The organism is Streptomyces sp. 71268 (assembly GCF_029392895.1).
Classification (GTDB): Bacteria; Actinomycetota; Actinomycetes; order Streptomycetales; family Streptomycetaceae; genus Streptomyces.
Map to the genome: position 1 here is coordinate 3,005,127 of NZ_CP114200.1, position 23,388 is coordinate 3,028,514.

At 72.8% G+C, this 23,388-nt stretch carries 23 protein-coding genes; 5 read left to right on the top strand and 18 right to left on the bottom strand.

The window, feature by feature from the left end:
• Positions 1-110: 110 nt before the first annotated feature.
• From OYE22_RS11135 to OYE22_RS11185, 11 genes are all read right to left on the bottom strand, one after another.
• A complete protein-coding gene (locus tag OYE22_RS11135; RefSeq protein ID WP_277324086.1) occupies positions 111-659 on the bottom strand; it encodes an OmpA family protein in 549 nt (182 codons plus the stop codon).
• A 127-nt stretch (positions 660-786) separates the two neighbouring features.
• Positions 787-1,395, bottom strand: coding sequence for a hypothetical protein (locus OYE22_RS11140; RefSeq protein WP_277320265.1), 609 nt, complete (start codon positions 1,393-1,395; stop codon positions 787-789).
• Positions 1,396-1,415: 20 nt separating this feature from the next.
• The gene (locus OYE22_RS11145) at positions 1,416-2,162 is read right to left on the bottom strand and encodes a pilus assembly protein TadG-related protein (protein ID WP_277320266.1); all 747 of its coding nucleotides are present in this window, start codon (positions 2,160-2,162) and stop codon (positions 1,416-1,418) included.
• Positions 2,159-2,323 carry a hypothetical protein gene (locus OYE22_RS11150; protein WP_176163787.1) on the bottom strand — a complete coding sequence of 55 codons (165 nt, stop codon included), beginning with the start codon at positions 2,321-2,323 and terminating at the stop codon, positions 2,159-2,161. The genes OYE22_RS11145 and OYE22_RS11150 overlap by 4 nt, the downstream gene beginning before the upstream one ends.
• A gap of 503 nt (positions 2,324-2,826) precedes the next feature.
• Positions 2,827-3,720, bottom strand: coding sequence for a DUF5936 domain-containing protein (locus OYE22_RS11155; protein ID WP_277320267.1), 894 nt, complete (start codon positions 3,718-3,720; stop codon positions 2,827-2,829).
• A 92-nt stretch (positions 3,721-3,812) separates the two neighbouring features.
• Positions 3,813-4,751 carry a type II secretion system F family protein gene (locus OYE22_RS11160; protein WP_277320268.1) on the bottom strand — a complete coding sequence of 313 codons (939 nt, stop codon included), beginning with the start codon at positions 4,749-4,751 and terminating at the stop codon, positions 3,813-3,815.
• An 82-nt stretch (positions 4,752-4,833) separates the two neighbouring features.
• A complete protein-coding gene (locus OYE22_RS11165; RefSeq protein ID WP_277320269.1) occupies positions 4,834-6,177 on the bottom strand; it encodes a CpaF family protein in 1,344 nt (447 codons plus the stop codon).
• A gap of 141 nt (positions 6,178-6,318) precedes the next feature.
• Positions 6,319-6,810: a TadE/TadG family type IV pilus assembly protein gene (locus OYE22_RS11170; protein ID WP_277320270.1), complete on the bottom strand. Its 492-nt coding sequence runs from the start codon at positions 6,808-6,810 to the stop codon at positions 6,319-6,321.
• A 48-nt stretch (positions 6,811-6,858) separates the two neighbouring features.
• On the bottom strand, positions 6,859-8,622 hold the full coding sequence (locus OYE22_RS11175) for an AAA family ATPase (protein ID WP_277320271.1): 1,764 nt from the start codon (positions 8,620-8,622) through the stop codon (positions 6,859-6,861).
• A gap of 40 nt (positions 8,623-8,662) precedes the next feature.
• On the bottom strand, positions 8,663-9,376 hold the full coding sequence (cpaB, locus tag OYE22_RS11180; RefSeq protein WP_277320272.1) for a Flp pilus assembly protein CpaB: 714 nt from the start codon (positions 9,374-9,376) through the stop codon (positions 8,663-8,665).
• Between the two features lie 142 nt (positions 9,377-9,518).
• Complete coding sequence (locus OYE22_RS11185; RefSeq protein ID WP_277320273.1) at positions 9,519-10,400, bottom strand: hypothetical protein; 882 nt, start codon at positions 10,398-10,400, stop codon at positions 9,519-9,521.
• Between the two features lie 697 nt (positions 10,401-11,097).
• On the opposite strand from OYE22_RS11185, the gene OYE22_RS11190 reads away from it, so the two are divergent.
• Positions 11,098-12,765 (top strand): glycoside hydrolase family 18 protein, encoded by a 1,668-nt coding sequence (locus tag OYE22_RS11190; protein ID WP_277320274.1) that lies wholly within the window; start codon positions 11,098-11,100, stop codon positions 12,763-12,765.
• A 216-nt stretch (positions 12,766-12,981) separates the two neighbouring features.
• On the opposite strand, the gene OYE22_RS11195 is transcribed toward OYE22_RS11190, so the two are convergent.
• The gene (locus tag OYE22_RS11195; protein WP_277320275.1) at positions 12,982-14,304 is read right to left on the bottom strand and encodes an Nramp family divalent metal transporter; all 1,323 of its coding nucleotides are present in this window, start codon (positions 14,302-14,304) and stop codon (positions 12,982-12,984) included.
• A 187-nt stretch (positions 14,305-14,491) separates the two neighbouring features.
• Between OYE22_RS11195 and OYE22_RS11200 the strand changes: the two genes are divergently transcribed.
• Complete coding sequence (locus tag OYE22_RS11200; protein ID WP_277320276.1) at positions 14,492-15,526, top strand: chitinase; 1,035 nt, start codon at positions 14,492-14,494, stop codon at positions 15,524-15,526.
• Between the two features lie 211 nt (positions 15,527-15,737).
• Here the strand turns inward: OYE22_RS11200 and OYE22_RS11205 are convergent, their stop codons facing one another.
• A complete protein-coding gene (locus OYE22_RS11205; protein ID WP_277320277.1) occupies positions 15,738-16,487 on the bottom strand; it encodes a dienelactone hydrolase family protein in 750 nt (249 codons plus the stop codon).
• Between the two features lie 473 nt (positions 16,488-16,960).
• On the opposite strand from OYE22_RS11205, the gene OYE22_RS11210 reads away from it, so the two are divergent.
• Both OYE22_RS11210 and OYE22_RS11215 read left to right on the top strand, forming a co-directional pair.
• On the top strand, positions 16,961-18,241 hold the full coding sequence (locus tag OYE22_RS11210) for an amidohydrolase (RefSeq protein WP_277320278.1): 1,281 nt from the start codon (positions 16,961-16,963) through the stop codon (positions 18,239-18,241).
• A 115-nt stretch (positions 18,242-18,356) separates the two neighbouring features.
• Positions 18,357-18,839, top strand: a complete 483-nt coding sequence (locus OYE22_RS11215) for a DUF4188 domain-containing protein (protein ID WP_277320279.1) — start codon at positions 18,357-18,359, stop codon at positions 18,837-18,839.
• 61 nt (positions 18,840-18,900) lie between these two features.
• On the opposite strand, the gene OYE22_RS11220 is transcribed toward OYE22_RS11215, so the two are convergent.
• Positions 18,901-19,812 carry a serine protease gene (locus OYE22_RS11220; protein ID WP_277320280.1) on the bottom strand — a complete coding sequence of 304 codons (912 nt, stop codon included), beginning with the start codon at positions 19,810-19,812 and terminating at the stop codon, positions 18,901-18,903.
• Positions 19,813-20,053: 241 nt separating this feature from the next.
• Between OYE22_RS11220 and OYE22_RS11225 the strand changes: the two genes are divergently transcribed.
• Entirely contained in the window at positions 20,054-21,394 is a 1,341-nt protein-coding gene (locus OYE22_RS11225; protein ID WP_277320281.1) for a M14 family metallopeptidase, read from the top strand.
• Between the two features lie 75 nt (positions 21,395-21,469).
• Here the strand turns inward: OYE22_RS11225 and OYE22_RS11230 are convergent, their stop codons facing one another.
• From OYE22_RS11230 to OYE22_RS11245, 4 genes are all read right to left on the bottom strand, one after another.
• On the bottom strand, positions 21,470-21,976 hold the full coding sequence (locus OYE22_RS11230) for a DUF3592 domain-containing protein (RefSeq protein ID WP_277320282.1): 507 nt from the start codon (positions 21,974-21,976) through the stop codon (positions 21,470-21,472).
• A 264-nt stretch (positions 21,977-22,240) separates the two neighbouring features.
• Positions 22,241-22,738: a hypothetical protein gene (locus tag OYE22_RS11235; protein WP_277320283.1), complete on the bottom strand. Its 498-nt coding sequence runs from the start codon at positions 22,736-22,738 to the stop codon at positions 22,241-22,243.
• A 91-nt stretch (positions 22,739-22,829) separates the two neighbouring features.
• Positions 22,830-23,126 carry a hypothetical protein gene (locus tag OYE22_RS11240; RefSeq protein WP_277320284.1) on the bottom strand — a complete coding sequence of 99 codons (297 nt, stop codon included), beginning with the start codon at positions 23,124-23,126 and terminating at the stop codon, positions 22,830-22,832.
• Positions 23,119-23,310 carry a hypothetical protein gene (locus OYE22_RS11245; protein WP_277320285.1) on the bottom strand — a complete coding sequence of 64 codons (192 nt, stop codon included), beginning with the start codon at positions 23,308-23,310 and terminating at the stop codon, positions 23,119-23,121. Before OYE22_RS11245 ends, OYE22_RS11240 begins: the two co-directional genes overlap by 8 nt.
• Positions 23,311-23,388 lie beyond the last annotated feature (78 nt).

The window sequence follows — 23,388 nt, forward strand, 5'->3', positions numbered from 1 at the left end:
CCACCGGCGCGGCGCGGCCCGGCGGCCTCGTGCCGGGTACGGCGGCCTCGTGCCGGGCGCGGCGGTCTCGCGCCGGGTGCGGCGCGGCCTCGCCGCTCGTCGGCGTGGTGTCAGGCGGAGCCGCGCGGGAAGCTGACCTCGACCCGGCGGTTCTTCTTGCGGCCCGACTCGGTGCTGTTGTCGGCGATCGGGTAGTCCTCGCCGTAGCCACGGATGTGGTACTTCACGCCGGAGTCGAGTTGCTTGGCGAGCCGTCGTTGCACGGCGTCCGCGCGCTCCTTGGACAGGTCCTCGCCGTGCCCGGTGGTGCCGAGGTCGTCGGTGAAGCCGAAGACGCGGACCTCGCGGGCGCCTTGGGCCTCGATCTCCCGGGCGATGACGTCGATGCGCGCGCTGGCCTGGCGGTTGAGGTCGGCGCTGTCCTTGTCGAACAGCACCTCGGACTGGAGGGCGAAGGTGACGTCCTCGTTGGTGACCTCGTGCCGCTCCTCGCCGTTGTCGGTCTCCACGATGGACTTGATGTCCAACACCTTGACCTGACCGAGCCGGGCGCCGTCGGCCAACTTGAGGTCCGGGTCCGCGGCGTCCACCTGGACCGGTGGCGCGGCGACCTGGAGCACGCCGGGCCCCTCGTCGGCGTGGGCGGCCGGGACGGGCAACGCGAGGGCGGAGGCGGCGGCGAGCGCGAGGACGGTCGTACGGGCGACGCGGGCGGTGTGGGCGGCTCGCGCGGAACGGCCGGTGTGGGCGGTGCGAGCCGTCGCGTGGGTGGGGGTCACGGCTCGGTCACCCGGCGATCTTGATCGTGGCCGGCGGGAACGTCGGCATCTGGAACTGCACCTCGTCCACCTCTTCCGGGGGCGCGGGGAACTGCATGAACACCGGCACCGTGGCGCCGGCCTTGACGGTGCCGAGCCCCATCGTGCACAGGCAGCGCCCGTCGGTGTCGCGGAGCACGTAGTAGCGCTTCTTGCCGCCCGGGTCGATCAGGGTCGCGCCGGCCGTGGACGAGCCGTGCTTGATGACGTCGGTCTCGTCGCCCCGCCACTTGTTGGCGCGCGTGTAGATCCGGTCGCCGGTGTTCTCGACCTGCCCGGTGACCGTGACGAAGCCGCCGGAGTCCCGCTTGGCGTCGGTGAGTGAGAGCACCATGCCCATCTCGCCCCGGAGTTCGGCGATGGGCTCGACGTCGGAGACCGGTTCCTGGCCCGAGCCGCCGTCGCCCTTCGGCGCGTTGCCCCCGACGCTGGCCGACTGGCTGCCGGCGGGCCTGGCGTCGTCGCCCTCGTCGCCGCCGCCACCGCCACCACAACCCGCCACGAGCAGGGACACGCTGACGGCGACCGCTCCAGCGGCCAGCGCCCCACGCGCCCTGGCGGTGTACCGAATGCTCATCAGTCGCTGCCCTTCACTGGTCAGTCGGCGAGGTGCACGGAGAAGAGGTCGGTGACGTCCGGCAGCGTGTCGGGCCGCTCGGGGTCGATGGACCACTCCTCGCCGTCGCACGTGAACTCCACGGGCGGTGCCTTGGGTTTCTCTTCCGGCTTGTCGTCGCCATCGTTCCCGTCACCGCCCCCGTTGCCACCCTCGTCGGCGTCGTTTCCCTCGCCGTCGTCACCGTTGTCGGCGTCGTCATCGGTGGGGCGGGGGTCGGGGCTCGGCGTTGGGTCGGGCTTGCCGGGCAACCGTACGCAGCGCGGCTCGATCTCGGCCGTGGCCTCCGCCTCGGCGTGCCGCGACTCCGTACCCGGAACGATGGAGTCGCCCACGGTGTAACGGGTCTGCACGGCGACGTGGAAGGTGGGGACCGGCCCGCCGGAGACGGTGCAGTCGGTGACGTCGGCGTCGTTCTCGGCGGCGAACCAGCGCGCCTCGTCGCAGGCCCGCGGGCTGCCGGTGCCGATCCCGTCGAGGATGTCCTGCCACGCGTCGCCGCTGCCGATGGCCGCGAGCAACTCGTCGCGCAGCGCGTCACGGTGATCCTGGGCCGCGGCGAGGGCCGCCGCGTCGGCGGCCGTCTGCGCCCCGTTACGGGTGACGCCCGCCTGGCCGACGGCGAAAAGGGCCAGGCCGAGAAAGAGAAGTCCCGCGACCGCGGTGATGTAAATCGGGAAAGCCTGACCGGAATCCCCGGGCCCCGCGACGCGTCGAAGGCGTCTCACACGCCGGTGACCTCGGAAATCTTGTCGGTGATCGCGCTGAAGATCTCGTTGCCGATATCCGTGCCCGAGATGCCGATCACGATCGCCACGACCACCGCGATGATCCCCAGGTACTCGACCGCGGTCTGTCCGCGGTCGTTTCCCAGAATGCGCTTCCCCATCGTATTTCCCTCCATGGGCGGCCGTTCCGCTCCGGTTCGGCGTGTCGGTCCCCGTGGTACCGCTCGCGACACGAGAAGAAAAGTACGCCGAAACACCGGCACCGGAACAGGGCGTCCCGAAGCATTCTCTTCCGCGCAACCCGAGTTGAAACCTCTGAAGTCGCCTTCGTCGCAGACACCCCACGCGGCCCATGGATCTCACCTCCACTTCGGCCCGGCCGCCTCGCACCGCGCGCCCTTGGGCGCGCGATACCCGCGCGACGACTGTCCCATAGTGGATTGCATTTGCGAAGAGTTTGGCGGTAACGGAATGGCGTCTGTCGCGGCGCACACCACCCACCGCGCGCCGCCCATCGGGACGCCCGAGCCTCCCGGTACGGGCCGGGCCCACGCGGCCGGCGTGACGCGCCCCGCCCCGCCCGACCGGCCCCGTCGAGCCGGCCGCACGACAGCGCGTCGCACTCTCAACTTCGCCTGCAAGCGGCCAAGTTGACACCACACGGTCAGTCCCCCGTAACCGAGCCGAAGTCGGTTCCGGAGCCGATGAAGAACGCGGCGACGAGCAGCATCATGGTGCCGGGCACCATGAAGGTGGTGATGACCAGCGTCGCCTTGGGGACCGCGCGGGCGGCGCGGCGGCGGGCGTTCTGCGCGTCGGTACGGCGCATGTCGTGAGCGATCGCAATCAGGGTCTCGACGATGGGCGAGCCCAGTTCCTCACCTTGTTGGAGCGCGGTGACGAACTGGGCCACCTGTTCGGAGTCGTTGCGCTTTCGCAGTTCCTCGAATGCCTGTCTGCGGCTGACACCCATGTCCATCTGGCGCAGGGTGATGCGCAGTTCGTCGGCCCACGGTCCCTCGTACTTGTCCGCCACCCGGTCCAGTGCCTGCCGGAAGCTGAGCCCCGCGCTGACGACCACGGCCAACACGTCGAGGAAGTCCGGCAGCGTGCGCTCGATGGCGTCCTTGCGCTCGCGTACGGCCGCCCAGATGCCGACCTCGATCCAGAACAGGCCGAAGACCACGAGCAGCGCGGCCAGCAGGAACTCCCCGCGCAGGGCCATGACCAGCGCCCCGCCGAAGCCGAGCACGCCGTAGACGGCGCGGCGGGCGGCGTACCGGTCGACGGTCAGGCCGCCCGGGTTGCCCGCCAGGTCGATGCGGCGGCGCACCTTGGCGACCCGGCCCGGGCCCATCAGGCGCAGCACCAGCGGCGCGTAGCGCATGCCGAGCCGGTCCACGGCCGAGCCGACCACCGTGGTGCGGGTGGCGCCCACCTCAAGGGCGACCGCCAGATCGCTGGGCAGCTTGGCCTCGCGGCGGTAGAGCGCGATGCCGTAGCAGGCACCGGCCGTGGACAGGCCGACGGCCAGCGCGAGCAACAGGCCGATGCCCATCCTCTGTATCTCCTCGGGGTCGGGGGCGGGGTCGCGGGTCGGGTCTCGTCGGGCGGTGCGGGGCCGGTACGGGGCCGGTCGCCCCGCGGGGCTCAGACGGCGATCTTGGACATGCGGCGGATCAGGAAGAAGCCGATCGCGTAGAGGGTGAAGGCGCCCACGACCGCGGCCTGGCCCCAGAACGAGGAGGTCATGCGCTCGATGGAGCCGCTCGACACGTTGTCCATCAGCAGCAGCGTGCCGACGCCCATCAGCGGCACCACGTACGCGGTGACGGTGACCTGGGAGAGCTGGGTGCGCACCTCGCGACGGGTCTCCTTGCGCTCCTCCAGGGTCTGGGTGAGGTTGCGCAGCGAGCTGACGACGGAGCCGCCGGCGCGGTTGGCCAGCACCAGCGTGGTGACCAGGACGACGAGTTCGCGCGAGGGCAGCCGGTCGGCGAGTTCGGCGAGCGCGTCCTCGATGGAGTGGCCGACCGCGAGCTTGTCCGCCACCTTGGCCAGCTCCTCGCCCGCGGGCGCCTCCATCTCGTCGGCGGCCAGGCCGAGCGCGGTGCGCAGGGCGAGTCCGGCCTGGGTGGCGTTGGCGAGTATGCGCGCGAGTTCGGGTAGTTGACTGATGAATCGCTCAATGCGCTTTTGCCGTTGCCAGTTCAGGAAAGCGAACGCTCCCCAGACGGTGACGACGGCGGCGATGGGCCCGAAGAACGTGGCGAGCGTGGCCTGCGCGATCAGCCAGAGACCGATCGCCGTTCCCGTCGTGTAGACGAAGAATTCACCCGGGGTCAGGTCAAGGCCCGTCGCCGTCAGGCGCAGTTCGATAGCGCGGCCGAGCCGCGTGCCGCGCAACCTGCGGTCCACGCCGGTGAACCGGCGCCCGCGCCCCGGCAGCAGCTGGCCCTCGGCGTCCGCGAGCCGCTGGACCAGCGACTGGTGCCGGGCCCGGCCGGACGCGTACGCGTGCACGCCCGCGACGCCGAGCGCCCCGCACAGCAGGCTCGCGCCGACCGTCAGCGTGGCCAGGTCGTCCATCGGTGCCTCCTCGCCCCTCTCGTTTCCTGCCGCACTTCCCGTCGCACTCCCCGGTGTGTCGCCCGGCGCGCCCCCGGCGTGGTCATCCGCGCCGCGCCTGGCGGGTGATGAGCTCGTTCGGGAAGGCGGCGACGCCGAACGCGGGCGGCACCGCCTCGTTGGCCAGCCGCAGCCGCTCCGCGGTGCGCTCGGGCACCGGTCCGTAGCCGAACCGGCCGCGCACCACCCGGTCGGCGCCCATCGGCTCGGCGTCGAACCGGCAGACGGTGGTGATCCGGTAGTCCTCGTGACCGTGCGAGTCGAGCAGCCCGATCTCGCTCACCCGGCGCGAGCCGTCCGCGTTCCGTACGAGCTGCACGATGCAGTCCACCGCGCTGTTGATCTGGTCGTGCAGCGCCTCGTACGGGATGGCCACGTCCGACATCGAGGCCAGCGTCTGGAGCCGCATCAGCGCGTCCTCGGCGCTGTTGGCGTGCACGGTGGCCAGCGAACCGTCGTGGCCGGTGGACATGGCCTGAAGCATGTCGAGCGTCTCGCCGCCACGGACCTCGCCGACGATGATGCGGTCGGGCCGCATGCGCAGCGAGTTGCGGACCAGGTCGCGGATGGTGATCTGGCCGTTGCCCTCGACGTTGGGGGGCCGGGACTCCAGGCGGATCACGTGGGTCTGCTGGAGCTGGAGCTCGGCCGCGTCCTCCACGGTGATGATCCGCTCGCCGTCCGGGATCAGCCCGGACAACGCGTTGAGCAGCGTCGTCTTGCCGGAGCCGGTGGGCCCGGAGACCACCACGTTGAACTTGGCCCGCACCAGCGCCGCGAGCAGCATGAGCATGTGCTCGTCGAGCGTGCCCATGCCGATCAGCTCGTGCAGGGTGTAGGCGCGCGGGAAGCGGCGGATGGTGAGGGTGGCGCCGTCGAGGGCGAGCGGCGGGATGATGACGTTGACCCGCTCCCCGGACGGCAGCCGGGCGTCCACCATCGGGTTGGACTCGTCCACGCGCCGGTTGACGGTGGACACGATGCGCTCGATGGTCTGCATCAGTTGCTCGTGTGAGGCGAACCGCACCGGCACCCGCTCGACCCGGCCCGCGCGCTCCACGAAGATCTGGTCGGGCCCGTTGACCATGATCTCGGTGATCGAGGCGTCTTCCAGGAGGGGTTCCAGGACGCCGAGGCCGAGCGCCTCGTCCACCACGCGGCGGATGAGCTGGGCGCGCTCGGCGGTGGAGAGCACCGGGCCCTCGCGGCTGATGATGTGGCCGAGGACGCGTTCGAGCCGGGAGCGTCGCTCGCCCGGCGCGAGCGCGGACATCTCGGCGAGGTCGATCTCCTCCAGCAGTTTGGTGCGGTAACTGGTGACCAGGTGGCCGTTCTCCCGCTGCTCACCGGTCGGCTCGGGGGCCACGATGCGCGCCCGCAGGCTCATGGGTTGCTCCTCGAACGTGGACGGGGGTGATGGGGGTGACGGACGTGGCGGACGTGATGGACGCGGGCCGGGCGCCGGCGGGTGTGGGCCGGGGCGGGCCGCGGGCGCGGGCGGCCGCGGCGGCGTGGCGCGCGCGGGCGGCTACTCATCGCCCGGCGCCGGCGGGCCGTCGGGCTCCGGGCGGCGCATGGTGGCGCTGCGCCGGGCGTCGCCGAAGTCCACGCCGGGGATGATCGAGGGGATCTCGATGCTGGCCGTGGCGCGCGCCTCCGCGCCCCCGCTCACCGAGATCCGCGCGCCGTCCGCGAGCCAGCCGCTGATCGCCGCCTGGCCGGCCGACTCCGGGCTGGCCTCGGGGTCGTCCGCGGTGGCCGTACGGGCCGCGGCCCGGGCCGCGGTGCCCGCCTGCTGCACGGTGTACGCGGCGATCCCCAACTGCACCACCGCCAGCCCGACGGCGAGCAGGATGGGCAGGAACCCGAGGAACTCGACGGCCACCGAGCCGGCGTCCCGCCGCGAGCCACGCCCGGGCCGGCCACGGCCCGACGGTCCCCGCGACCGGCCGCGCCGCCCGGTCACGCCGCGCCCCGGGGTCAGGCCGCGCCGCCGGGTCGAGCCAGGCTCCGGAGGCATGCCCGGCCCCGTCGCCCCGCCCCGTACCGTGCCGTCGCCGCGCATCGCTCACTCCTCCGCCGCCGCGCCCGCCGTGCCGGTCACGGTCCAGGGGAAGTCCCCCGCGCCGGGGAAGAGCACCGGGACCTTGATCCGTACCGTGGCCCGCACCAGGCCGCCCGAGGTCGGGCAGGCGACCGAGGCCGACTCGCGCCAGGCGCCTGGCAGGTCGCGCAGGGCCGCCTCCTGGCAGGCCCCGGCGCCGCCGCTGTCGCGCGCGGCGGCGGCCCGGGCGCCACGGTCGGCCGAGTTGCCGGCGAGCGAGTAGGTGTAACCGATCAGCGCGCACTGCCACAGCACGGCCAGCACGATGAGGATCACCGGGACCATGCCGAGGAACTCGACCGTCACCTGCCCCCGGTCGCCCCCGCCGCGCTTGCGGAACCGGCTGGTCGGCACCTGGGTCAGCGCCTCCGGCCCGGTGCCGGCCGCGCCGTAACCGCCGTGGCCGCCGTCCTGGCCGTTCGGGGTCCGGCCGGCGCCGCCGTCGCCGGGTCCGCCCTGGCCGCCGCCCGGCAGCGCGCGGCGGCGCCGTAACCCGGTCGGGGAGCGGTCCGCGTGGCTGCCCCGGCCGCGTTGCGCGGGGGCGGCGTCGGCCGGGGTGCCGGTCAGGCCCAGTTCGCCGGCCAGCGTCCACAGCGCCTGCCTGACGGACGACTTGGCGTCCAGGTCCTGCATCCGGCCGGAGTCGACGGCCGGTTGCAGCTCCTTGTACGCGGCGGGCACGGTGGTGCGCGCCGCCCGGGTGCCGGTGGCCCGTTCGACCAGGCTGGGCTGGATCTCGCCGCCGCGCGTGTGCCGGTTGACGACGGTGGTCGTCTCCTCCGCCTTGCGGATCTGGAGCCGGTCCCACAGCCGCGCCATGCGCTTGGCGGCCCGCACCGCCACCACGTCCGGCGTGGTGACCAGCAGCGCGCTGTCGGCCAGTTCGATCGCGGCGCTGTTGGCGGAGGTCATCTGGGTGCCGCAGTCCACGATGACCAGGTCGTACCGGGACCGCAGGGCCGTCACCGCCTGCCGGGCGACCAGGTCGGTGACCTCCTCGCCGCGCTCCCCGTCGCCCGGCGCGAGCAGCAGCCCGATGCCGCTGGGGTGCTGGAACACCGCCTCCTGGAGCACCCGCGCCGTGATGTCGCTGATCTGCGCGAGGTCGGCGATGGAGCGGCGGAACTGCACGTCCAGGTACGAGGCCACGTCGCCGGACTGGAGGTCCATGTCGACCAGGACCACGCCACGGCCGGCGGCCCGCGCGGCGAGCGCGAGCTGGACGGCCGTGAGCGTGGTGCCCACGCCGCCCTTGGCGCCCGCGACGGTCACCAGGCGCCCGCCGGGCCCGGCGGCCAGCGCCTCGCCCCCGCCGCCGAGGTGGCGCCGCACGCCGAGCGCCCACTGGGCGGCGGCCTGGGTGCGGGCGGCGAGTTCGTCGTAGGAGGGGGGCAGCGCGCAGATGCCGCGCGCGCCGGCGTCCATGGCCGCCGAGTACAGCGCGGGCCCGGCGTCCGCGGTCACCAGGACCACGCCGACCGCCGGGAAGCGCAGCGCGACCTCGCGGACCAGCTCCAGGGCCGGCACCGGGCCGATGTGCTCGTGGACCAGGACGACCTCGGGCAGTTCGTCGACGGCGGTGCCGGCGAGCTGGGCCAGGGTGTCCAGGAGCGCGGTCGAGTCGCCGAGCGCGGGGAACGGCTCGACGCCGGGGAGCTGGCTGAGCAGCCCGCCCAGGGACCGGGCCAGGTCCGCGTCCCCGACCGTCGGGAGGATTCTGATCGTCATCGGGCCACCGCCTCCTGCTTCTTCCGGCTTCGTCGGACCGCTACCGGTCGCCGTCGAGGGTGTACGTGCGCTCGTCCGGCGCGATGTCCACGTCTCCGCCGGGCGCGACGAGGGCGAGCCGTACGTGGGAGGCGAAGGACTCCGCGTAGGCGACGCGCTGGGCGTCCCGGGTCTCCAGGGCGAAGGTGATCGGCACGGCCTCGGTCTCGCGCCGCCTGCGGTCGCGGTCGTCGCCGTCCGGCTCCAGGGCGGTGAGCTTGCCGACGTCGATGACGCGCGCGCCGGCGACGATCACCTTGGAGGTGGGCTTGGCGCCCTCGCGCTCGCCGTCGAAGGTGGCGTAGATGTTGACCCGCGCCCCCGGGTTGATCTTGCCGGCCACGCCGGTGGCCGCGTCGATCATGATGGCGATCTCCTGCTGGCCCGGCTTGAGCGCGGGCCGCTCCACGATCATGTCGGCCTGGAGCAGCGAGCCCTTGCGCAGCGGGGTGACGGCGATCTTGCCGCGCAGGTCGCCGAGGTCGGTGACGGCGGTGTCGGGGAGCCAGCGCTCGGGCATCGAGACCTTCTCGAACGAGCCCGCGTCCAGCGGCTTGTAGGCCGGAACGTCCGAGGTCAGGCGGTACGCCGTGGTCTCCGGGCCGACCTTGGACTCGACGTCGTTGATGACGGAGAGCACTCCGATGAACGCGCCGACGGCGCACAGGACCGACAGGACCAGGAGGATCACTCCGCGGCGCTGGCGTGCATTCATGAAGACCTGGGACCTCGTTCGGGGACGTGGTGGCGGGAGGCGGGTCGGCGACCGGCGGCGCGCGCGGGGCGCCGCGTCGGCCGCGGGTCGACGGGCCGGGGGCGCGGGACGGGCCCGGCGGTGCGGTGGTGCGGTGGTGGGCTCAACGCGCCGCCAGGGCGGGCCGGGTGTTTCGGTTCGGTGCGGCCAGGGCGCGCGGGGCCTCGTCACGCAGCAGCGGCGACGAACAGAACGCGCACCGGTCGCCGATGAGTTCGAGGCCGCACCAGTGGCACTCCTCGCGCCGAACGGAGGCGACGAGTTGGTAGAGCACCGACGGGTCGGGGATGGCCGCGGCGAACTCCGCCACCCGGGGCGTGCCCCACCAGCGGGCCGACTCGGCCGGCAGCGGCACCTCCTGCACGCCGCTGACCTGCCAGGCGGCGGCGAGCGACGAGGTGATCCACTCCGCGTGCGGCTGGCCCCGGGCGATGGTGAGCTGGGTGGTGAAGCCGGGGGCCGGCGGGTTGGCGTCGCGGCCGATGGCCACGACCCGCGGCGTGGGGTGGCTCAGCACGCCGAACTGGCTGCCCGGCACCCAGGACCGTACGTGCGCGGCCATGGTGACCTGCACCTTCTCCAGTCGGGCGACGCTGCCGAGTTGGGCACCGGCGTAGATGTAGTGGGCGAGTAGGCGGGCGGCGCAGGCCAGTACGCCGGGGCTGAAGTCGGCCATCGAGAGCTGCCGCAACTGCCGGGCCAACACCGCGACGGCCAGCGGTGGCAGGTCGATGGGCAGCAGCGCTATCCGGTCGCTCTCCAGGACGGCGCGCACCGTGTGCAGTCGGCGGACCAGCGCGGGCGCGGACGCGGCCGGGAACAGGGCGACGAGGTAGCCCTGTTGGTCGAGCAGGGAGGCGGCGTCGGCGACGGCCGCCTCAAGTGGCTGGTTCTCGGGCGCCTTGAGGACGACGGCCGACGGGGTCTGCCCGTCGGGCGGTGGGAGCACCAACTCGGGGCTGGTGAGGGCAATCGCACAGGTCACGTCAGCTCCCGTCCACTGAGGGCCCCCACCCGTCCGCGCCGACCGGCCCGCGCGGCGCGGCGCTCTCGTCACGGACCGATACCGTCCGCTACTTCCCCGTACAGATGCCTCAGCACTTTATCCACGAATGCGGCGGCTGAGAACAGTTCCCCGGGGTTATCGCGGGCCTTGGCACCGGGAGTTCACGCGGGACCGCTCCGCGCGTCACGGACCGGCGGCGTCCACCATCCCCGCGCGGCCCTGCCCCACACCACCCACCGGCCCGAACATCACCCACCGCCTTCCGCACGCCGCTCCCCCTCTCCCGGAGCGCGCCCCGCGCCCCACTCCCCCGTACGCAGTCCCCCGTATCGCGCGCCGTACTCCTCCCCGCCCGACCCCGTCCGCTCCCGCGCCTCCCGTGCGCCCACGGCGTGCGCCCGGTGGCATGGCGGCGGCCGGTGCTCGCGGGACGGTCGGGGCCGGCGGCGTCGGCCGGTGTCGAGCGCGGCGTGCCGGCGCCCGCGGCGTACGCACGCGGCCTCGGGTCCCTGCGCACACCCTTGACAAGGGCATTGGTCTGGACCAGTCTCACGCCCAGCGGTGGCCACCGTCCCCAAGCCCCTCCTCCCACACTTCCCCACGGAGGCAGTCAGTGGACCGTGCACTACGCGACAGGTACACCAGAGGCAGACGGTGGCCCGCCGGCCGCAGGCGGATGAACCGGGGGTTGGCGTCGGCAGCCGCGACCGCCCTCGCCGCGTCGGCGCTCGTCGCCCTCGGCGGCGGTGGCGCGCAGGCAGCCGCCGAGCCCAACCTCATCCAGAACCCCGGCTTCGAGGCCGGCCTGAACAACTGGACGTGTTCCGGCGGCAGCGGCAGCTCCGCCGCCAGCCCGGTGCACGGCGGCGCCTCCTCGCTCAAGGCGACCCCGGCCGGCGCCGACAACGCCAAGTGCTCGCAGACCGTGAGCGTCCAGCCGAACTCGGCGTACGAGCTGAGCGGCTGGGTGCAGGGCGGCTACGTCTACCTGGGCGCGAGCGGCACCGGCACCACGGACGTCTCCACCTGGAGCCAGGCGGCGTCCGACTGGAAGCAGCTCAGCACCAAGTTCACCACCGGCCCGAACACCACGTCGGTGACGGTCTACACGCACGGCTGGTACGGGCAGCCCGCCTACCACGCCGACGACCTGACGCTGACCGGCCCCGGCGGCGGCACCCCGGGCGAGGAGGTGCCGGCGGCGCCGGCCGGCCTGGCCGCGTCCGCGCCCACCTCGTCCTCGGTCACGCTGAGCTGGAACCCGACCAAGGGCGCCACCGGCTACCACGTCTACCAGGACGGCAAGCGGGTGCAGGCGGTCAGCGGCACCTCGGCCACGGTGACCGGGCTCGCGCCGGCCACCTCGTACAAGTTCCAGGTCACCGCCACCAACACGGCTGGTGAGTCGCCGAAGTCGGCCGAGATCACCGCGACCACGACCGCGGGCGGCGGGGACGGCGGCACCGTACCCAAGCACGCCGTGACCGGCTACTGGCAGAACTTCGACAACGGCGCGACCGTCCAGAAGATCAGCGACGTGCAGAGCCAGTACGACATCATCGCGGTCGCCTTCGCCGACGCCACGACGACCCCGGGCGCCGTCGACTTCAACCTGGACCCGGCGCTGAAGTACTCCGAGGCCCAGTTCAAGGCCGACATCAAGGCCAAGCAGGCGGCCGGCAAGTCGGTCATCCTCTCGGTCGGCGGCGAGAAGGGCACGGTCTCGGTGGGCAGCGCGGCCGCGGCCACCAACTTCGCCAACTCGGTGTACGCGCAGATGCAGGAGTTCGGGTTCGACGGCGTCGACATCGACCTGGAGAACGGGATCAACCCGACGTACATGACCCAGGCGCTGCGCGCGCTGTCCGCCAAGGCCGGTCCCGACCTGGTCATCACGATGGCGCCGCAGACCATCGACATGCAGTCGACGTCCGGCGGCTACTTCCAGACGGCGCTGAACATCAAGGACATCCTGACCGTCGTCAACATGCAGTACTACAACAGCGGTTCGATGCTCGGCTGCGACGGCAACGTCTACTCGCAGGGCACGGTGGACTTCCTCACCGCGCTGGCCTGCATCCAGCTCCAGGGTGGCCTCAAGCCCTCGCAGGTCGGCCTCGGCCTGCCGGCCTCGCCGCGCGGCGCCGGTGGCGGCTACGTCTCGCCGACCGTCGTCAACAACGCCCTCGACTGCCTGGCCAAGGGCACCAACTGCGGTCGGTTCAAGCCCTCCACCACGTACCCGGACATCCGCGGCGCGATGACCTGGTCCACCAACTGGGACGCGCTGGCCGGCAACGCCTGGTCCAACGCGGTCGGCCCGCACGTGCACAACCTGCCGTAACCCGCGCCACGGCCCGTGACCCGCTCGGGTCGCGGGCCCTTCGGGGGGCGGCGCCCGTCGCGGGCCCGCGCGACGCCCGGGCGTCGCCGCCCGCGGCGCGCCGCCGCACGGTCCGCACACCGTGCGGCGCCCGCCCCACCGGCCGTGCCGCCCAGCCGCTCCCCCGCGGCGGGTGGCACGGCCGCCCCGTTCGGGGTCGGAACCCGCGACCGACCGCTACCAGGGCAGCTCGCGCACCTGCTGCACGCACAGCACGAGGAAGAGCAGCCCGGCGGCGACGAGCATGACGTTGCTGAGGAGGCCGTTGCGCCACTGGTGGGGCGTGCGCGAGGAGTTGAGCAGCCACAGCAGGGTGAGCGCGAGGAAGGGCATGAAGAACGCGCCCAGCACCCCGTAGACGATCACCAGGCCGAACGGCTGGTCCAGGAAGAGCAGGCTGATCGGCGGGAAGGTCAGCCACAGCAGGTACAGCCGGAAGGGCAGCGAGCGCTCGTGGCGGCCGATGGCGCCCGGGCCCGCGGCGGGGGCGGCCTCGACCGGGGCGGCGCCGCCGGCGGCCGCCTCGGCACCGGCCCGGTAGTGCTCGACGAAGTCGGCGACCATGACGCTCACCCCGTGCCAGACCCCGACCAGGGAGGAGAAGGAGGTGGCGAAGAAGCCGACGAGGAACAGCTTGGCGGTGCCGCCGCCGTACCGCTCCTCCAGCACGTCACCGAGGTCGAGGAGGCCCTTGTCGCCCTTGTGCAGGGCGATGTCGGCGGAGTGCAGCATCTCGGCGCCGACGATCAGCATGGCGACGACGAAGACGCCGGTGGTGACGTACGCGACCCGGTTGTCGAGCCGCATCGTGCGCATCCACGAGCTGCCGGTCCAGCCCTTGGCGTTCACCCAGTAGCCGTACGCGGCCATCGTGATGGTGCCGCCGACGCCGCCGATCAGGCCGAGCGTGTAGAGCAGCGAGCCGTCCGGCAGGGTGGGGGCCAGGCCCGCGAAGGAGTCCCCGAGGTTCGGGCCGACCCGCACCGCGACGTACACGACCACCACGAACATCACGCCGACCAGCACCGTCATCGCCTTCTCGACCACCGCGTACCGGCCCCACCACACGAACGCGAGGCCGACCAGGCCGGTGATCACGCCCCAGGTCTTCAGGCCCAGGAAGTCGGGGAAGAGGGCCACCAGCGGCAGGGCGCTGGAGGACATGGCGGTCGCGCCGTAGACGAAGCCCCAGACGACCACGTAGCCGACGAAGTACCAGGTGGTCCACGGGCCCAGGGTGCGCCAGCCGTGGAAGAGGGTGTGCCCGGTGGCCAGGTGCCAGCGGCCGACCGCCTCGGCGAGGGAGATCTTGACCAGGCAGCCGATGACCGCGGCCCACAGCAGCGTGTAGCCGAACTTGCTGCCCGCGATCAGCGTCGCCACCAGGTCGCCGGCGCCCACGCCGGTGGCCGCGACGACGATGCCGGGCCCGACGGCCCGCCAACGGGAGGCCGGCGGGCGGCCGGTGTGGGCTTCGCCGCTGTCGTTGGTGCGCGTCATCCATGGCCTCCGCACTCGCCGCCGGTGGTGTGCGGATCAGGACACCGTCCGGCACCCGATCGCACAAGAGGGCGCGCGACGGGTTGACATCCGCAATGGTCTGGACCACCTTGTACCGCAAGCTCAGGGGCCCCTGAACGCGCACCCGCACCACTCCCCCCATCTCTCTCCCCCCACGGAGGCAGTCGTGGTACGCGCACGATCAGGCATCTCCCGCAGCGGGCTGCTCGGCTCGCTCGCCGCGGCGGCGTTGGTGACGGCCGGTTTCGTCGGCCCGGCGCAGGCCAGCACCACCGAAACCGCCGCGTCCGCGCAGGCGGGCCCCGCCGCCTCGGCCCGCGCGGCGGTGCCGAAGCACGCCGTGACCGGCTACTGGCAGAACTTCGACAACGGCGCGACCGTGCAGAAGCTCAGCGACGTGCAGGACGAGTACGACATCATCGCCGTCGCCTTCGCCGACGCCACCGGCAAGCCCGGCGCGGTGGACTTCACCCTCGACCCGGCGCTGGACTACACCGAGGAGCAGTTCAAGGCCGACGTCAAGGCCAAGCAGGCGGCCGGCAAGTCGGTCATCATCTCGGTCGGCGGCGAGAAAGGCGCGGTCTCGGTCAGCGACGACGCCTCGGCCGACGCCTTCGCCAGCTCGATCTCGGCCCTGATGGACGAGTACGGCTTCGACGGCGTGGACATCGACCTGGAGAACGGGCTCAACTCCACGTACATGACCAAGGCGCTCAAGGCGATCCACGCGAAGCACAGTGGTCTGGTGGTGACGATGGCGCCGCAGACGGTGGACATGCAGTCGCCGCAGGGCGAGTACTTCAAGACCGCCCTCGCCATCAAGGACTTCCTGACGGTCGTCAACATGCAGTACTACAACAGCGGTTCGATGCTCGGCTGTGACGGCAAGGTCTACTCGCAGGGCACGGTGGACTTCCTCACCGGCCTCGCCTGCATCCAACTGGAGAACGGCCTCGACCCCTCACAGGTCGGCCTCGGTGTCCCGGCGTCCCCGCGCGCGGCCGGCGGCGGGTACGCGGCGCCCAGCGTGGTCAACGCCGCCCTCGACTGCCTGACCAAGGGCACGGGCTGCGGCACGTTCAAGCCGGAGAAGACCTACCCGGGCCTGCGCGGCGCGATGACCTGGTCCACCAACTGGGACGCCAGCAACGGCGACGAGTTCTCCTCGCAGGTCGGCAAGCACGTACACGGCCTCCCGTAGCCGGCCCCCGGCCCGGCGGCCACACCCGGCCGCCGGGCCGGCCCGGACCCCGACGGGCCGGGTGCGCGGCCAACTGGCGGACGCGCACCCGGCCACCGCCCCACCGGCGCCGCCACAGCGATCCACGCTGGGGCGGCGCCGGCACGCGTACGGGGCCGAGGCACGCCGGGGCCCGTACGCCTACGAGCGGTGTCGCGTACGGAACCGCGCCTCAGCCGGCTCGCAGGGTGCGGCGGAGGAGGGGCAGCAGCCGGTCCCAGTGGAGTTGGAGGCCGGCGGGGTGGAAGGCGGAGGTGTCGGACATGGTGAAGCCGTGGACGGTGCCGGGGTAGGTCTCGATGGCATGGTCCACGCCGGTGGCGTCCAGCGCCCGGGTCAGCTCGGCCAACGCCTCGGGCGTCAGGTCACCCTCCGCGAGGCCGAAGCGCGCCTCGGCGGTGAGCTTGCCCAGCAGCCGGTGCGGGCTGTCGGCGTCGTCGGTGACCAGCAGCCCGGGGTGGAACCCGGCGACGGCGGCCACCCGGTCCGGGTGGGCCGCGGCCGTGCGCAGCGCCAGGGAAGCGCCCATGCAGTAGCCGATCGTCCCGAGCGGCCCTGCGCCGACCTCGGGCTGGGCGGCGAGGAAGCGGATGTAGGCGTCCGCGTCGCGCGTGACGCGCTCGGCGGTGTGTGCCTGGACCACCGGCATGATCTGGTCGAAGAGCCCGGCCCGCTCCGCCTCCCCGATGTACGGGGGAAGCTCGAACACCGGCGCCTGGCCGTGCCGGTAGAAGATGTTGGGGACGAGCACGTAGTAGCCGTGGTCGGCCAGTTGGCGGGCCTTGTCCCGCAACTCGGGCCGCAGCCCGAAGGCGTCCGCGTACAGCAGCACCCCGGGGTGCCGCTCGCCGTCGTCGGGGTAGGCGGCGAAGGCGTCGGCCTGGCCGTCCTGGGTGGGAATCCGAACCGTCGTGCTGGGCATGGCGTCTCCTGTCGTGGTTGACCTGTCGAAGCTGTGATCAACACGACGGAGGCGGGGCCCGCGCGGCGGAGCCGACTCCTCGGTGGGGTGACGGGCCCGTGTCGGGCCGCGCGGCGCTCAGCGGAGCACCGGGTCACCAATCCGTGTGTGGCGCGAGGCCGTCCCGGTAGTCATCGCCGAGCAGCCTAACCCCCAGCTCACGCCGGTGCCAGCGCCCCCGGGCGCGTCCCCGACCACGCAAGGGCGCGCGGCCGGACCGGGCCCGGGCGTGGGGTTACCGCCACCCCGACGCCGGGCCCTGGCGCCACCCCCGGGCGGGGCCTCACCGGTTGGGCAGCACCGCGCCCGCGCGGCGATCGTGGCGACAGCGGGTCTTCCGCTCGCCCGGCGGCGGCCGGCACGCACGGCGTGCGGCCACGCGACCGGCGGACGCGCGGAAGGCGCGTCCGGTAGCTCACGGAGGGGGAACAGACATGGATCGTCCCGAGGAGCGTGCCCTCGCACGCCGTACGGTGCTGGCCGGCACGGCCGCGGTGGGGGCCGGGCTCGCGTGGGGGGCGGCGGGCACGGCCGGCGCCACCGGGCGGGGCCAGGGGCTCGCGCAGGAGGCGGTGGACGCCGAAGCGGCGCGCCTGGAGCGCGCGTTGCTCGCACTCCGGCGCGACCTGCACCGGCACCCGGAGCCGCCGGGGTGCGAGCGGCGCACCGCCGGCGTGGTGGCCCGCGAGCTGCGGGCGGCCGGGTTGGCCGTCACCACCGGGGTGGGCGGCCACGGCGTGGTCGGCGTGGTGCGGGGCGCCCGGCCGGGCCGGACCGTGGCGTACCGGGCGGACATGGACGCGGTCCCGCCGCAGGACATCGTCGGCGGCGGCCCGGCCCCCGCCCACCTGTGCGGCCACGACCTGCACACCACGATGGGCGTCGGCATCGCCCGGGTCCTGGCGCGACTGCGGCACCACCTGAGCGGGACGGTGGTCCTCCTCTTCCAGCCCGCCGAGGAGTCACTGTCCGGGGCCCGCGCGATGATCGACGCGGGCGTGCTCGACCGTACGCGCGTCGCGGAGATCCACGCGCTGCACTGCGGGCCCTTCCCGGTCGGCCGGTTCGCCACCACCGCGGGGTTCGGGCTGCCCGGGCAGGACAAGGGCGAGGTGGCGCTCGCCGGGCCGGACGCGCCCGAGGCGGCGCGGCGCCTGGCGGCCCAACTCAGCGCGCTGGCCACGGTCGCGCTGCCCGACGGCCCCGCCGACCTGGAGCGGTTGGTCGCCGACGCCCGGACGCCGGCCGGCCCGCTGGCCCGGTTCGTCGCCCTCCAGTCCAGGGCGCGGGAGGCCACGGTGGGCGTCTCGTACCGCTGTTGGCCGCAGGAGCGGTACGTCGAGGTACGGGCGGAGGTCCGGCGGATCGCCGCCTCCTACCCGGGGGCCGTGGTGCGCTTCCCCGGCGATCCGTTCCCGGCGATGGTCAGCCCCGAGGCCGAGGGCCGCGCGCTCGCCCGCCACCTGCGCCGCGCGTTCGGCCGGTCCGCGGTGACCCCGCTGCACGCCGCGTTCCCGCCCTTCAGCGGCGAGGACTTCGCGCTCTACCTGGACCACGTCCCCGGCACGTTCACCTTCCTCGGCGTCCGCTCCCCCGGCGCCCCGATCACGGCCAGCTATCCGCACTACCCGGACTTCGCCCCGGACGAGCGCGCCATCGGGCTTGGCGTACGGGCGATGGCGGGCTGGCTCGCGCGCCGCTCGGCCCGCTCATAGGTCGCGGCGCCTCCCTTGCCCCCCATGACGGATAGTGGCACTATCGAAATATGGATAGTGCCACTATTCATTAGGCGCACGCGTCAGCGAGTCAGCGCGGAACTGGGGGAACACCATGGGCAGGGCACCGATCACCGAGCGGGTCACGACCGCGGCCAAGGGGGACGTGGTGGTCTTCCTCATCGGCATGCGGATCAACCGATGGCGGGCCGTGCGCCACTGGCCGCCCGTCCTCGCCGCCATGCCCCGCATGCTCCGGGAACTCTCCCGCGACAAGAGCCTCGGCATGCTGGGGTACCGCGCGTACACGGCCGGACCGCGCACCTACACGGTCGTCCAGTACTGGGAGTCACACGAGAAGCTGCTCGCCTACGCCTCGGCCACGCGGCGGCGACACCACCCCGCCTGGGCGGCGTTCAACCGCCGCGCGCGCGGCGCCAAGGGCGCCGTCGGCATCTGGCACGAGACCTACATCGTGCCGGCCGGCTCGTACGAGGCGATCTACCACGGCATGCCGCCGTTCGGCCTCGGCGAGGCGCACGGGGTCGAACCGGTCGCCCGCCGGGGTGAGCGGGCCGCGCAGCGACTGGCGGACTGAGGGCGGCGGGGAGCCACCCCGAGGGGCCGGGCCGGCGGCCCGCCCCCTCGGCGCGCCCGCGCTACGGCTTGGGCAGCGTGCACCCCGGCAGGCTCAGGTCGACCTGGTTGCCGTCGGCCACGCAGCGGGTGATCTGGTACGACTGCTGCGCGTAGTTGATGCCCTTTCGGACGGTGACCTGGCCGCTCTCGTCCACCTCGCACGGGTTGTTGTCCGTGCAGCGCCCGCCGGACTCGTTGCCGGTGTTGTTGACGGCGACCACCGCGCCGGTCGCGGTGTCCACGACGGGCGAGCCCGAGGTGCCCCCGATGGTCTGGCACGCGGGCGTGTAGCGCACCGAGTCCTTCCAACTCCACCGCCCCTCGCGCAGTTCGTGCACGAAGCCGTCTATGGAGCAGGTGTACTGCTTCTTCCAGTAGCCCGAGACGACGCTGATGGCGGTGCCGGCCTTCGGGCGCTCGGCCGCGAGCGCCAACGGCTTGACGCCGAACCGCTGCTTGATCTCCGCGTACGTCGCGTCCACCTCGTACAGCGACACGTCGGTGTCCGTCATCGTGGCGTACGCGACCTTCGTCGCCCGCACCGTGCCCGCGTCACCGGCCCGCGCGTCGAGGAGGGTGAAGGTGCGGCTGGAGGGGCGGTCCACGACGACCTCGCCGGGGGCCGGGAAACCGCCCCCCAGACAGTGGCCGTTGGACATGACCAGGGCCGGGTCCCGGTCGGCGGAGCCCGGGAGCCTGACCACGGCGCCGGAGCAGTTGCTCAGCGCCACGGTGCCCTCGAAGGTGACGGCCTTGGGCCTGGGCTTCGGCTTGCCCTTGCCGTGGGCGGGGCTGTCGGCGGTGACCGGTGCGGCGGCGTCGGGCCGTTGGCCCGCCTCGGTGGCCGCCGTCGCCGACGACGCGCCAACGCTCACGAGGGTCGCGCCACTCAGGGCGAGGGCCGCGAGCGCACCGGTGATGCTTCGGTTCATGTGGGGGGTTCTCCCTGTTCGGAGGGCCAGAGGTGCGCGTGACACGCACGAACTTGACGTGCACATACTCAGCGCCACGCCGCCCCGCGACAATGCCCCGCCCCGCCCGACCGGGCCCACGGCGGCTATCCGCCACCTCTTGACCGTGTCCCGACATGCGTCAACCATGAGCGGGATGCCCGGGCCGAGGCCACGGGCGTCACACCCCCCACCCGTCGCACTGGAACCCCAGGAGTGCACCATGCGACCGCGCACCCGCGGCCGGCGGACCACCGCCATCGCCGCGCTCATCACCCTGGCCCTGGCCGCCCCGATCGCCGCCCAGGCCCAGGAGCCGGACTCCCCCCGCAACCCCACGACCACCGAACGCGCCGCCGACGCCATCCCCCGCCAGTACGAGGTACGCGGCGCCGACACCGCCGCCGCCCGCACCCTTATCGCCAGCACCGGCGTCACCGTGGACGAGGTACGCCGCGACGCGGTCGTGATCACCGCCCACCGCGACCAACTCCCCCGCGTACGCCAACTCGGTTATGAAATCAAGGAGTTGACCGGCCCGCCGAAGCGCGGCGGCGCGGCGGCCAAGGCCGGCGCCCGCGACTTCCCGGCCGACGACGCGGGCTACCACAACTACCGCGAGGCGCTCGCCGAGATCGACGCGGCCGTCGGCAGGCACCCGGACACCATGGCCAAGAAGGTCATCGGCACCTCCGTCGAGGGCCGCGACATCGTCGCCGTGAAGATCAGTGACAACGTCGCCAAGGACGAGGCCGAGCCGGAGGTGCTCTTCACCCACCACCAGCACGCCCGCGAGCACCTGACCGTGGAGATGGCGCTGTACCTGATCCGCGAGTTCGGCGACAAGTACGGCAGCGACGACCGGATCAACAAGGCCGTGGACGGCCGCGAGATCTGGATCGTGCCGGACGTGAACCCGGACGGCGGCGAGTACGACATCACCGGCGGCCAGTACCGGATGTGGCGCAAGAACCGCCAGCCCAACAAGGGCACGAAGGCCGTCGGCACCGACCTCAACCGCAACTGGAACTACCAGTGGGCCTGCTGCGGCGGTTCGAGCCCCAACCCGCGTGACGAGACCTACCGAGGCCCGGCCGCCGAGTCCGCCCCCGAGGTGAAGGTCGTCGCCGACTTCGTCCGTAGCCGGGTCGTGGGTGGCAAGCAGCAGATCAAGGCAGCCATCGACTTCCACACCTACGGCGAACTGGTGCTCTGGCCCTACGGCTACACCGAGGACGACACCGCCGACGGCATGACCCAGGACGACCACGACGTCTTCGCCACCTTCGGCAAGGAGATGGCCGCCACCAACGACTACACCCCCGAGCAGGCCAGCGACCTCTACGTCACCGACGGCTCGACGGACGACTGGATGTGGGGCGCCCACAAGATCTTCACGTACACCTTCGAGATGTACGGCGGCAACGACGGCTTCTACCCGCCCGACGAGGTCATCGACCGCGAGACCAGCCGCAACCGCGAGGCGGTCCTCAGGCTCACGGAGAACGCGGACTGCATGTACCGCGCCATAGGCAAGGAGGAGCAGTACTGCGCGGGTAGTTGAGGCGGGTTGCGCTCGCGGTCGCCGGACGGTCCCCGAACGGGGGCCGTCCGGTGGCGCTGGGGATATGAGGGTCTGTCAGAGCAAGAGCGGCACGACCATCACGCACAGGACGCTCAGGAAGATGAACAGGCCGAAGAACAACCCGCAGTAGCCTCCCGACGAACTGACGAACTGCCCCGAGCGGTGGAGGCGCCCCGCCGACGGGTTGCCGAGGGCGTCGGCCATCTCCGCCTTCTCCGGGTCTTCCGGCGGATAGATGACCACCACCCGGGAGTTCACCGGCACGGCCTCCGACGGGTGCGTCATGAGAGTGGAGACGAACCTCACCACGTTCCCCTCCCCGTCCGCGAACTCCACCACGGGGCTCCGCCTGTCGTGCCGCCAGCCCGACTCCGCGTCCACCACGACCGAGCGGACCTCGTGCCCGACCACCGTGCCGGTGGTGTGTACGCCGCGGACCCGGAAGGTGTCCGCCTCCCGCTCGTCATCTCTCTTGAGCCACAGGCAGATCCCTCCGGCCATGCCGGCCGCGAGCACGATCGCGAGCAGATCCGGCAGGTCAACCCCAGAGAGATCCGACATGACAGCCTCTTCGGTACGGCGTGGGTGGACGGTCCGTCCAGACACGTGAACGGGCTCCAGGGTCGCAGACCACATCGCGTCCTACCCCGCAGGTCGCACGAACTTGGCAGCATGTGCCCGACTCACCTCGTCGGCGCAACCCGCACACGAGGGCACCGCGTCCCGCGACACGGAAGTGTCTTGCGTATCTGTTACGGGCTGGCAGCCGACTCGGGTTACGCGTTCCCTCCCCTCGCGGGTTCGCCGTCGAGGCGCCCCGCCCGGCTACCCGCCCCAACCCACCCGATCCACCACGAACGCCGGCGCGATCCCCACGGCGGCGCTGAGCCCGACCGCCAGGGCGGCGTCCGTCGCGCACGCCTCCTCGGCGGTGGCCCAGCGACGGCGGTGACGACAGTCGCGGTCGTGGACGCAGAGACAGGCCGGCGCCTCCACGAGGTCCGCGTCCGTGCACCAGCCCCCGTCCATGAGCAGTGCGATCTCGGCGGGTACGCCGGGCAGCGCGGGGCGCTCGTCGACGGCCAGCACGCGGTGCAGGTTCGGTAAAGCGAGGCCCAACGCGGCAGCGACCCGCGCCGCCGCGGCCGTCACCCGCTCCCCCGGTCGTACGACGACGCCGGGAGGCTCCCACCTCGTCGCGTCATCCGAGAGTTGCACCTGTAGTACGTGCGGCCACCCGGCCGTGGTGACGTCGCCCGGGTCGCTCTCGACGCGCGGCTTCCACAGCACCAGGACCACGCGCAGCCGCTGGGCCACGCTCATGTCGCATCCTCCCGACCACCGCGACCCTCGCGACTCTTGCGGACTTCCGCCAGGCCGAGTCCACAGTCCTCGGGCGTCTTACCGTTCGTCGTCATGACCCCCGCCTTCGCGTCCCCGTCCGCCAGAAGTAGCTGCCGGGTCCGGCGAGGGCGTCCAGAGCCACCTGGATGTGGTCGCTGTTGGCGCGAAGGTCACCCCGTTCCATCGCTTCGCGGTCGAACAGCGACTCCTCGTAGGCGTGTTGGAAGTCCCAGTCGCACACGGCCTCCCAGACACATGTCGCGTCGGACAGCTTGGCCTCGGCGATGAAGAACCTCAGCACGGCACCGGAGACGGTCGTCACCTCGTGTCGGCCGGTGAGCACACGGTGCAGGGGGTTGTCACTCACCGGGCCGCCCCTGTCGGTGGCGCGGGCACCGGCATGGACCCCAGGCAGTGGGCAGGTACTTCGCCTCAAGTTCCTCACCGGTAAGGGCCTCCGGGTCGACGTGGACGGTGGTGTCGGGGGCCAGCGGAACCGGCTCTTCGCCGGGGCGCTTGCGGTAGACCTTGAGGGTCATCGTGTGGGGCATGAGGTCGAGTCCTTGGCGTACTGGCGGATTACCGCGTGTGACGAATCCCTCACAGTTTCGACCCAAACTGCGTAGCCT